We start from the raw sequence: 10,463 nt of genomic DNA, 5'->3' as shown, positions 1-10,463 counted from the left end.
ATGAATTATTTAAGTATAATTTTTTCAGAGACATATAAAATCTTATTTTTGTTAGTTCCAGTTCTTGTTTCTGTTGCAATGGTTGTTTGGCTTGATCGTCGTATTTGGGCCTTCGTTCAAAAAAGACAAGGACCTAATGTTGTTGGACCTTTTGGTTTACTTCAATCTTTGGCTGATGCATTAAAATACATGTTTAAAGAAGTTATTATCCCATCAAGCTCCAATAAAGTAATATTTATATTAGCACCAATTGTTACCATGACTTTGGCGTTAATCTCTTGGGCAGTTATTCCTTTTAGTGCAACTCAAGTATTAGCTGATATCAACGTGGGTATTCTTTATTTATTTGCAGTTTCATCTTTAGGTGTTTATGGAATTATTATGGGTGGTTGGGCTTCAAATTCAAAATATCCTTTTCTCGGTGCAATTCGATCAGCAGCTCAAATGGTATCTTACGAAGTTTCAATTGGCGTTATTATAATTAATGTTTTGCTTTGTGTTGGTTCGTTAAACTTAAACGATATAGTTATGGCTCAAGAAGATCTATGGTTTGTAATTCCATTATTTCCAATGTTTGTAATTTTTTTTATTTCAGCGTTGGCAGAAACAAATAGACCACCATTTGACTTACCAGAGGCAGAAGCAGAGCTCGTTGCAGGATATCAAACTGAATATTCTGGAATGATGTATGCAATGTTTTGGTTGGGTGAGTATGCAAATATTCTTCTTATGTGTGCCATGGGAGCAATTCTTTTTTTAGGTGGATGGTTGTCTCCAATTGAAATTTATCCATTCACTTTAATTCCAGGTGCTATCTGGTTAATCTTTAAAATTTTATTTCTTTTTATACTATTTGCGTTGGTAAAAGCTATTGTACCAAGATATAGATATGATCAGTTGATGAGACTCGGTTGGAAAATTTTTCTACCTTTAGCTTTAACATGGGTAGTTCTTACATCAAGTTACCTATTTTACTTTAACCTACTACCAATTAATTAATTATGAAAATTTCAAGAATATTTAAAACAATTTTAATGTTAGATTTTCTAGGAGGTCTTACTATTGCTTTAAGAGAACTTTTTAAATCTAAAAAAACAATTAATTATCCTTTTGAAAAAGGAAAAATTAGTCCAAGATTTAGAGGTGAACACGCCTTAAGAAGATACCCTGATGGTGAAGAAAGATGTATTGCTTGTAAATTATGCGAAGCTGTATGCCCAGCTCAAGCAATTACAATCGAATCTTCAGAGAGAGAGGATGGTAGTAGAAAAACTACCCGATATGATATTGATATGATGAAGTGTATTTATTGTGGTCTTTGTGAAGAATCTTGCCCTGTGGATGCAATAGTTCAAGGACCAAATTTTGAATTTTCAACAGAAACAAGAGAAGAACTTTATTACAATAAAGAAAAACTTTTGGATAATGGTGATAGATGGGAAAATATTTTAGCTGCTAATATTAAAGCAGATAAACCTTATAGATAATAATTATGTTAGCACATGCCATTTTTTTTTACATCTTTTCATTAATAGCAATTATTTCTGCGATAATGGTTACAGTTTCTAAAAACACTGTTCATTCTGTCTTTTTTTTAATTTTAGATTTTATTAGTATTTCTTGTTTATTTATAATGATAGGTGCAGAATTTCTTGGCATGATAATGTTAATTATTTATGTTGGAGCGGTAGCAGTTTTATTCTTGTTTGTTGTAATGATGTTAAATGTCGCTCAACAAAAAAACCAATGGTTTAGTGCTAGAGAGAGCTCAAAGCATCTTCCTGTTGGATTAATCATCAGTACCATTATATTTTTTGAATTAATTATTGTTATTGGTGGATGGAAATACAAGCCAGATCTTGTTTCATCTATGTCATTAAATATAAATAGTAGCATTAGTAATACTCATGCTATTGGTTATGTTTTATATACTGACTACATTCATATCTTTCAATTAAGTGGAATGATTTTATTAGTTGCAATGATAGGGGCTATTGTTCTTACCTTCAGAAAGAGATCTGGTGTCAAAAAACAAAGTTATTTTAGTCAAATATCTAGAGAAAAAACAGATGGTGTTGAATTGATAGATGTTCCTAGCAATCAAGGGGTTAAGTCTGATGATTGATGTAGGCTTGGGTCACTACCTTACTTTAGGAGCGATAATATTTACCATTGGTATAGTGGGTATATTTTTAAATAGAAAAAATATCATAGTAATATTAATGAGTATTGAGCTTATTCTATTAGCAGTGAATATTAATTTAGTGGCTTTCTCTATATTTTTGAATGACATAACGGGGCAAATTTTTACGCTCTTTATATTAACTGTAGCTGCTGCAGAAGCTGCCATAGGTTTAGCAATAATAGTGGTTTATTACCGTAACTCATCATCAATTGATGTTGAAAAAATAAATAGTTTGAAAGGATAATATGGAATTTGCATTATTATTTCTTCCACTGCTAGCATCTATTATATCTGGTTTTTTTGGTAAATTTATAGGTGACAGAAATTCAGAGATCATAACCAGTGTTTTTGTTTCAATTTCAGCACTACTATCTTTGACTTTATTTTATCAAGTTATTGTCAGTGGCTATGAGAGTAATGTGGTTATTGCTACTTGGATTAATTCAGGAACACTTGATGTAAATTGGTCTATTAAAGTGGACGCGTTATCTTCAGTAATGCTTGTTGTTGTAACTTTAGTTTCTTCACTAGTTCATATTTACTCTATTGGTTATATGTCTCACGATCCTCATAAACCAAGATTTATGGCATATCTTTCTCTTTTTACGTTTGCAATGTTAACGTTGGTTACATCCGATAATTTTCTTCAATTATTTTTTGGATGGGAGGGCGTAGGCCTTTGTTCTTACTTTTTAATTGGCTTTTGGTATAAAAAAGATTCAGCAAATGCAGCGGCTATAAAAGCTTTCGTAGTTAATAGAGTAGGTGATTTTGGATTTGCCCTAGGAATATTTTTAATTTTTTATCTATTTGGTACCGTCAATTACTCCGAGGTATTTCAACAAATTCCACAAATTATTGACAAAGAATTATTATTTTTAGGAATGCACATCAAAGCCATTGATTTAATTTGTATCCTTTTATTTATTGGAGCCATGGGTAAATCAGCACAAATTCTTTTACACACATGGCTTCCTGACGCTATGGAAGGTCCTACACCTGTGTCAGCATTAATACATGCAGCTACTATGGTTACTGCAGGCGTATTTTTGGTTGTTAGATGCTCCCCAATTTTTGAATATTCCCCTTTAACTTTAAATATTATTACAGTAGTTGGAATGACAACTGCTTTTTTTGCTGCAACTGTAGCTTTAGTTCAAACAGATATAAAAAAAATTATTGCTTACTCAACATGTAGTCAGTTAGGTTATATGTTTTTTGCAGTTGGTGTTGGTGCTTACAATGTTGCAATGTTTCATCTATTCACTCATGCATTTTTTAAGGCTTTACTTTTCTTGGGGTCAGGATCTGTAATTCATTCATTTAAAGATGAACAAGATATTAATCAAATGGGGGGAGTGCATAAAAAGTTACCTTATACTTGGATTTTGATGATTATTGGAACGCTAGCTCTTACAGGTTTCCCTTTTCTTTCTGGCTTTTACTCAAAAGATGCAATTATAGAATTTGCCTATCTCAGAGGTAATACGGTAGGTTATTATGCTGCTGGTGTTGGTATTTTAACAGCATTACTTACCTCGATATATTCGTGGAGATTAATTTTTAAAACATTTCATGGAACTTATAATAATCAAAAATTGAAAATTGAAGAAATGCACGAGTCCCCTATGGTGATGCTTATACCTTTGATTGTACTAGCAATTGGTGCAATTTTTGCAGGTTTTTTGTTTAAAGATTTATTTATTGGTCATGGAGAAGAAAATCATTTTTGGGGAGAGTCTATTAAGTTTATAACACCACTAAGCACAGATCACCCACCTTTATTGGTTATCTTAATCACGCCCATACTTGTCCTTTTATCCATTCCTATTGCCTACTATTTATTTGTAAAAAATAAAGAATTACCAAATCAATTTGCTCAATCTAACAAACCTCTACATAATTTTTTAGTTAACAAATGGTACTTTGATGAATTATATGACTTTATATTTATTCAATCTTCCAAAAAAATAGGATTATTTTTTTGGAAAATAATAGATGTAAAAATTATTGATAAATTTGGACCTGATGGTCTTTCTCTATTAATCAAAAACCTATCATTAAGAGCTAGTAAATTTCAAAGTGGATTTATTTATCAATATGCCTTCATGATATTGATAGGTCTTTCTGCGTTATTAACTTTTTTAATTTTATACTAATGAATTTTCCAATTTTATCTTCTCTAATTCTTTTACCAACTATTGGAGCTTTATTTTTATTGTTTTCAAAAGATAAAAATTCAAATACAGGTAAATACGTTGCTTTATTTACTTCTTTTGTTAACTTTTTAATCTCAATTTATTTATGGTATTTATTTGACCCTTCAACATCTAGCTTTCAATTTGTTGAAAATAAAGAATGGTTAAAGGGGTTTGTTAATTATAAAGTGGGTATAGATGGAATATCAATTCTATTTATTATTTTAACAACTCTTATAACTCCTCTTTGTATAATATCAGTTAACAATACAATTAAAAATAGATTGAGAGATTTTCTTATTGCGATATTAGTGATGGAAAGTTTAATGATAGGGGTTTTTTGTTCACTTGATTTAGTGGTATTTTACTTATTCTTTGAAGCTGGATTAATTCCTATGTTTTTGATTATTGGAATTTGGGGTGGAGCAAGAAGAGTTTATTCTGCTTTTAAATTTTTTTTATACACATTGCTTGGGTCTGTTCTAATGTTGGTTGCAATAATTTCAATTTATTGGATTGCTGGCACAACCGATATAGTTCAACTTTATGAATTAGGTATAGATACAAAATATCAAAACTTATTGTGGCTTGCTTTTTTTAGCTCTTTTGCTGTTAAAACACCTATGTGGCCTGTTCATACTTGGTTGCCCGATGCTCACGTAGAAGCACCAACTGCTGGTTCGGTTCTTCTTGCTGCAATTCTATTAAAAATGGCAGGATATGGTTTTATTAGATTCTCATTAGGCTTATTTCCTGTAGCCTCAGAAATATTTACTCCTTTAGTGTATTCATTAAGTTTAATTGCAATTATTTACGCGTCTCTAGTTGCCTTAATGCAAGAAGATATGAAAAAACTAATAGCATATTCTTCTGTGGCCCATATGGGGTTTGTAACTTTAGGAATTTTTACAATTACTCAGCAGGGTATTGAAGGAAGTATAATTCAAATGATTAGTCATGGGCTTGTTTCAGCTGCATTATTTTTATGTGTGGGTGTAGTTTATGATCGTATGCACTCAAGGTTAATTAAAACTTATGGTGGTCTAGTTTCAGTGATGCCTAAATATTCAATTTTATTTATGTTATTTACTTTGGCTGCTTTAGGGCTTCCTGGCACTAGTGGTTTTATAGGAGAATTTTTAATTTTAATGGGTGCATTCAAGGATAATTTTTTAGTAGCAGTTATTGCTAGTTTGGGTGTAATTTTTGGGGCTGCATATATGTTATGGCTATATAGAAGGGTGATTTTTGGAAAATTAATAAACAAAGATCTTCTAAAAATACCAGATTTAGATAATTCAGAAAAATTTATTTTATGGAGTTTAGCTATACCAGTATTATTCTTTGGTTTTTACCCAGAACCACTTATTAATACGATTGAAGTATCGGTAAATGACTTAATTGAAATGTATAATTTTAACTTAAATATGTTTGGTCCTGAGGTACAAAAGTAATGATTAATTTGAATTTTATTTCTCCTGAAATCTTTATCTCTTTATCGATAATGTTTTTATTAATTCTGGGTGTTTTTAAAAAAAATAGCTCAAATTTAATTCACAATCTTTCAATAGGGCTTTTACTGATTACTGGAATTTTAATATTAAATAATCCTCTTGATAGAGCTGTAACCTTATTTGGAAATAGCTATGTAATTGACAGCCTCTCATCTTTAATGAAAATTCTTACAATTATAGGTGGAGCTTTTGTTTTATTAATTTCAACAAAATATTTAAAAATATCTAAAATTTTTCTAATAGAATATCCAATTTTAATCCTTTGTTCAATTTTAGGAATGATGGTTATGATTAGCTCTAATGATCTTATGGTTTTTTATATTGGTCTTGAATTACAGTCATTAGCCTTGTATGTTTTGGCATCATTTAATAGGGATCAATTAAAATCATCTGAATCAGGTCTTAAATATTTTGTATTAAGTGCACTTTCTTCTGGTTTGTTACTTTATGGTTGTTCTTTAATTTATGGGTTTTCTGGATCAACTAATTTTAATATTATTGGTAATTCAATGGATTCTACTCATTATGGACTAACATTTGGGATAGTTTTTATCTTAGTCGGATTGGCATTTAAAATATCTGCTGTACCATTTCATATGTGGGCACCTGATGTTTATGAAGGATCACCAACATCTGTAACATTATTTTTTGCTATAGTTCCTAAGGTTGCGGCTTTAACTGTCTTTATTAGATTCTTATATGTCCCATTTTTTAATATGATCGATCAATGGCAACCTATCATAATTTTTTTATCAATTGCCTCAATGATATTTGGAGCTGTTGCAGCAATTGGGCAGGGTAATTTAAAAAGATTAGTTGCGTATAGCTCTATTGGTCATATTGGTTATGCTTTAGCAGGACTTTCTGTTGGAACTAATGAGGGTATTCAATCATCTATAGTTTATATTTCTATCTACTTAGTAATGAATTTTGGCTTATTCAGTTGCTTGCTTATGATGAAACGAAATGATCAATACTTTGAAACTATTGATGACTTATCTGGACTATCAAAAAACCATCCGGTTTTATCATTATCATTACTTATTATACTCTTTTCATTAGCGGGCATTCCACCGTTGGCGGGTTTTTTTGCTAAATTTTATGTATTTAAATCTGTAATTGAGCAATCAATGTATTTTCTAGCAATTGTCGGTTTATTATCAACCGTGATTGCTGCCTTTTATTATCTAAGAATAATTAAAGTTATTTATTTTGACGAAGAAAAAGAAAAATATGACACTGATCATAGTGTTTGGTTAAAAATATCTTTAACACTTTCAACATTGTTAATTCTTTTGTACTTTATTTTTCCTAGCAAATTGGTGGAAATTGTATCTAGAATTAATATAATTTAATGAAGTTAAAAAAGTTTAATTTTAAAATCATAAAGAGTACAAACGATAGAGCATTTCAGATAATTAAAAACACTAATAATAAATCAGGAATTGTAATCGCTGAGAAACAGAAAAGAGGAAGAGGTCGATATGGGAAAAAATGGATCTCATTCAAGGGAAATTTATTTGTTAGTATTTTTTTCCAAGTTAACATGGTTCAATTATCATTGAATAATTTGACAAAAATAAACTGTCTTTTGGTAAAAAAATTATTATCTAATTTTTATAAAGATAAAATTATGGTTAAAAAGCCGAATGATTTATTAATAAATAATATGAAAATTTCAGGTATATTACAGGAAACATTGTCTAAATCAGACAAAACATTTATTATAGTTGGCATAGGTATAAATTTGATTAAGAGTCCTTCTATTAAAGGTTATTTGACTACAAATCTTTTTGATTTAACTGGTGTAAAAATTTCCCCTAATAATGCAGCTTTAAAACTAAAAAAAATTTATGAAACTTTTATTCCAATGTTTCCTAAATTTAATATAAAAAACTTTGATAGAAATTTAAAATGATTATTGTTGGTGATATAGGAAATACAGAAACTAAAATTTGTTTGGTAAACTCTAAAAATATAATTATTAAAAGAGTTACTTTGATAACAAAAAAGATAAATTATCCTTTGCTTAAAAAATCTTTATCTAGTTTAAGTTTAAAAGATAAAGTAATTGATAAATGTTTATTTTGTAGTGTTGTTCCAAAATCATTCAATGAAATTAAGAGTTTTTTTAATAAAACTTATAAAATTAAATGTACAGAACTTAAGAAACTTAAGTTAAATAAATTGATTAAGATTAAGGTTAACTATAAACAAATTGGTTCAGATAGATTGGCAAACGCTATTAGCGTTATTAATAATAAAGATAATTTTATAATTTTAGATTTTGGGACTGCTACAACATTTGATGTTTTGATTAAAAATACCTATCATGGCGGTGTTATTGCACCTGGCGTTAAGCTTTCACTTGATACGTTGTCGGATAAGGCAACGCAAATTCCAAAGATTAGTTTAAAAAAAACGAACAAAGTTGTTGGTTTAAATACTATTAGTGCAGTTAGAGCAGGCTTTTTTTGGGGTTATGAGGGTTTAATTGACAATATTGTTAATTTAATTAAGAAAGAGACCAAGATGTCCTTTAAAATAATAATTACTGGAGGATTTTCTAATTTATTCAAAAATTCAACAAAAACGAAAGTTACATTAAATAAAGACATTACAATTAACGGCCTAATCAGAGCCACTACTTTAATTAAATAAATATGAAAGATGAACTATTATTTTGCCCTTTAGGAGGCTCAGGAGAAATCGGCATGAATATGAACTTGTTTGCCTACGGAAAACCAGGTGAACATAAATGGATCATGGTTGACATAGGGGTTACATTTGCTGATGATACCTTACCAGGAATTGATCTGATTTACCCTGACCCTGGATTTATTGTGGATAAAAAAGAAGACCTTTTAGGAATTATTTTAACACATGCACATGAAGATCACATAGGAGCAATTGCACATCTTTGGCCTCAATTAAAATGTAAAATTTATGCAACTCCATTTACTGCAGTTTTAATAAAAGAAAAACTTAAAGAAAAGAATATTGATGCAACTAATTATCTAAAAATAGTTCAATTAAATGGAACAGTAGATTTAGATCCTTTTAAAATAGAGTACATCACGTTAACTCACTCAATTCTTGAACCTAACGGTCTTAGAATTGAAACTCCAGCTGGTGTAATATTGCATACGGGAGATTGGAAGATTGACCCAGAACCATTGATTGGTGAAAAAATTAATTCCGACAGACTTAAAGAAATTGGTAAAGAAGGTGTCCTTGCTATGGTTTGTGATTCAACAAATGTATTTAGTATGGGAAAAGCTGGTTCAGAATTAGATGTTAGAAAAAGTTTATTAAATATTATGGGTAGCCTTAAAAAAAGAATTGTTATGGCTTCTTTTGCATCAAATGTTGCACGCATGGAAACAGCTTTCTATTGTGCAGAAAAAACTGGTAGACAAATATCTCTAGTTGGAAGATCCATGCATAGAATATTTAAAGCAGCAAGGCAATGCGGTTATTTAAAAAATGTTATTGAACCTATAGATGCACGTGAAGCAAAAAAAATTGCTAGGGAAAAAATAGTTTACCTTTGTACTGGTAGTCAAGGTGAGCCTATGGCAGCACTTATGAGAATTTCAAGTTATACTCATCCAGATGTATTCATCGAAAAAGATGATGCTGTTATTTTTTCATCTAAAATTATTCCAGGTAATGAAAAAAAATTATACAAACTTCAAAATCAACTAGTTAGGGATGGTATTGAAGTTATTTCAGAGGAAAGTGAATTTGTTCATGTTTCTGGCCACCCAAATAGAGATGATCTAAGAGAAATGTATGATTGGGTCAAACCTCAATGTGCAGTCCCTGTACATGGAGAACATAGACACATGATTGAACATATGAAATTCGCACACGAAATGAAAGTCCCACACCCGGTTCAAGTAGAAAACGGTGATATTGTAAAATTAGCTCCAGGTAAACCACATGTTTTTGATAAAGCTCCAAGTGGTAGACTTTATTTAGATGGAAATATGAGTGTTGAAGAAAACGCTCAATCAATCAAAGATAGAAAAAATATAGCCGCTAATGGATATATGGAGGTTACAATTTTAATTACTGCAAAGGGTAATATTCACAAAAAACCCGTATTAACCTTTAGAGGGTTGCCTGTTTATGATGTTGATGAATTCATCTATGAATTAGATGAAGCAATAGAAAAAACCACTAGAACCTTTTCTACAAAAAGTAAAAAACAAGAATACAATTTAATTGATGCTTTAAAAATTACTTGTAGAAAATGCGCTAAAGAATTGACTGGTAAAAGACCATTTATAAATATCAATCTTGTAAGAATCTAGATGAGCGTAACAGGCCTTGCTATAATTTATATTATAATTTGGTGGATAGTTTTTTTTACAATTCTTCCAATTGATGTAAATAGACTAAAATCTGTTAAAATTGAAGGTGAAGACGCTGGTTCTCCAGAAAATCCTAAAATGTTAAAAAAATTTATTTATTGTACTGGTATTACAACTGTTATTTTCGTGATAATTTATTTACTGATAAAATATGAATATTTAAACTTAAGATATATAATTAGCTAAA

Annotated in this window: 11 protein-coding genes; all 11 read left to right on the top strand. The window is 29.9% G+C overall.

What is annotated here, in order from left to right:
• The 11 genes from nuoH to ABXT65_RS03730 are packed head-to-tail and all read left to right on the top strand — an operon-like array spanning window position 1 to window position 10,462.
• Complete coding sequence (gene nuoH / locus ABXT65_RS03780; RefSeq protein WP_415322307.1) at window positions 1-999, top strand: NADH-quinone oxidoreductase subunit NuoH; 999 nt, start codon at window positions 1-3, stop codon at window positions 997-999.
• Between the two features lie 2 nt (window positions 1,000-1,001).
• Entirely contained in the window at window positions 1,002-1,487 is a 486-nt protein-coding gene (nuoI, locus tag ABXT65_RS03775; RefSeq protein WP_415303419.1) for an NADH-quinone oxidoreductase subunit NuoI, read from the top strand.
• A 5-nt stretch (window positions 1,488-1,492) separates the two neighbouring features.
• Window positions 1,493-2,125: an NADH-quinone oxidoreductase subunit J gene (locus ABXT65_RS03770; RefSeq protein WP_415322306.1), complete on the top strand. Its 633-nt coding sequence runs from the start codon at window positions 1,493-1,495 to the stop codon at window positions 2,123-2,125.
• Window positions 2,118-2,429 carry an NADH-quinone oxidoreductase subunit NuoK gene (gene nuoK / locus ABXT65_RS03765; protein ID WP_415303417.1) on the top strand — a complete coding sequence of 104 codons (312 nt, stop codon included), beginning with the start codon at window positions 2,118-2,120 and terminating at the stop codon, window positions 2,427-2,429. The genes ABXT65_RS03770 and nuoK overlap by 8 nt, the downstream gene beginning before the upstream one ends.
• Window position 2,430: 1 nt before the next feature.
• Window positions 2,431-4,344 carry an NADH-quinone oxidoreductase subunit L gene (nuoL, locus tag ABXT65_RS03760; protein ID WP_415322305.1) on the top strand — a complete coding sequence of 638 codons (1,914 nt, stop codon included), beginning with the start codon at window positions 2,431-2,433 and terminating at the stop codon, window positions 4,342-4,344.
• The gene (locus tag ABXT65_RS03755) at window positions 4,344-5,837 is read left to right on the top strand and encodes an NADH-quinone oxidoreductase subunit M (RefSeq protein WP_415322303.1); all 1,494 of its coding nucleotides are present in this window, start codon (window positions 4,344-4,346) and stop codon (window positions 5,835-5,837) included. The genes nuoL and ABXT65_RS03755 overlap by 1 nt, the downstream gene beginning before the upstream one ends.
• Window positions 5,837-7,252 carry an NADH-quinone oxidoreductase subunit NuoN gene (gene nuoN / locus ABXT65_RS03750; RefSeq protein ID WP_415322302.1) on the top strand — a complete coding sequence of 472 codons (1,416 nt, stop codon included), beginning with the start codon at window positions 5,837-5,839 and terminating at the stop codon, window positions 7,250-7,252. Before ABXT65_RS03755 ends, nuoN begins: the two co-directional genes overlap by 1 nt.
• Window positions 7,252-7,815 (top strand): biotin--[acetyl-CoA-carboxylase] ligase, encoded by a 564-nt coding sequence (locus tag ABXT65_RS03745; protein WP_415322300.1) that lies wholly within the window; start codon window positions 7,252-7,254, stop codon window positions 7,813-7,815. Before nuoN ends, ABXT65_RS03745 begins: the two co-directional genes overlap by 1 nt.
• Window positions 7,812-8,558 (top strand): type III pantothenate kinase, encoded by a 747-nt coding sequence (locus tag ABXT65_RS03740; RefSeq protein ID WP_415322298.1) that lies wholly within the window; start codon window positions 7,812-7,814, stop codon window positions 8,556-8,558. The genes ABXT65_RS03745 and ABXT65_RS03740 overlap by 4 nt, the downstream gene beginning before the upstream one ends.
• Before the next feature lie 2 nt (window positions 8,559-8,560).
• Window positions 8,561-10,216 carry a ribonuclease J gene (locus ABXT65_RS03735; RefSeq protein WP_415322296.1) on the top strand — a complete coding sequence of 552 codons (1,656 nt, stop codon included), beginning with the start codon at window positions 8,561-8,563 and terminating at the stop codon, window positions 10,214-10,216.
• Complete coding sequence (locus ABXT65_RS03730; protein WP_415322295.1) at window positions 10,217-10,462, top strand: DUF1467 family protein; 246 nt, start codon at window positions 10,217-10,219, stop codon at window positions 10,460-10,462.
• Window position 10,463 lies beyond the last annotated feature (1 nt).

The sequence above is a fragment of the Candidatus Pelagibacter sp. Uisw_127 genome, assembly GCF_047722515.1.
Taxonomy (GTDB): domain Bacteria; phylum Pseudomonadota; class Alphaproteobacteria; order Pelagibacterales; family Pelagibacteraceae; genus Pelagibacter.
The sequence above is the reverse complement of the archived record's forward strand: the minus strand, read 5'-3'. Positions and strand labels throughout refer to the sequence as shown.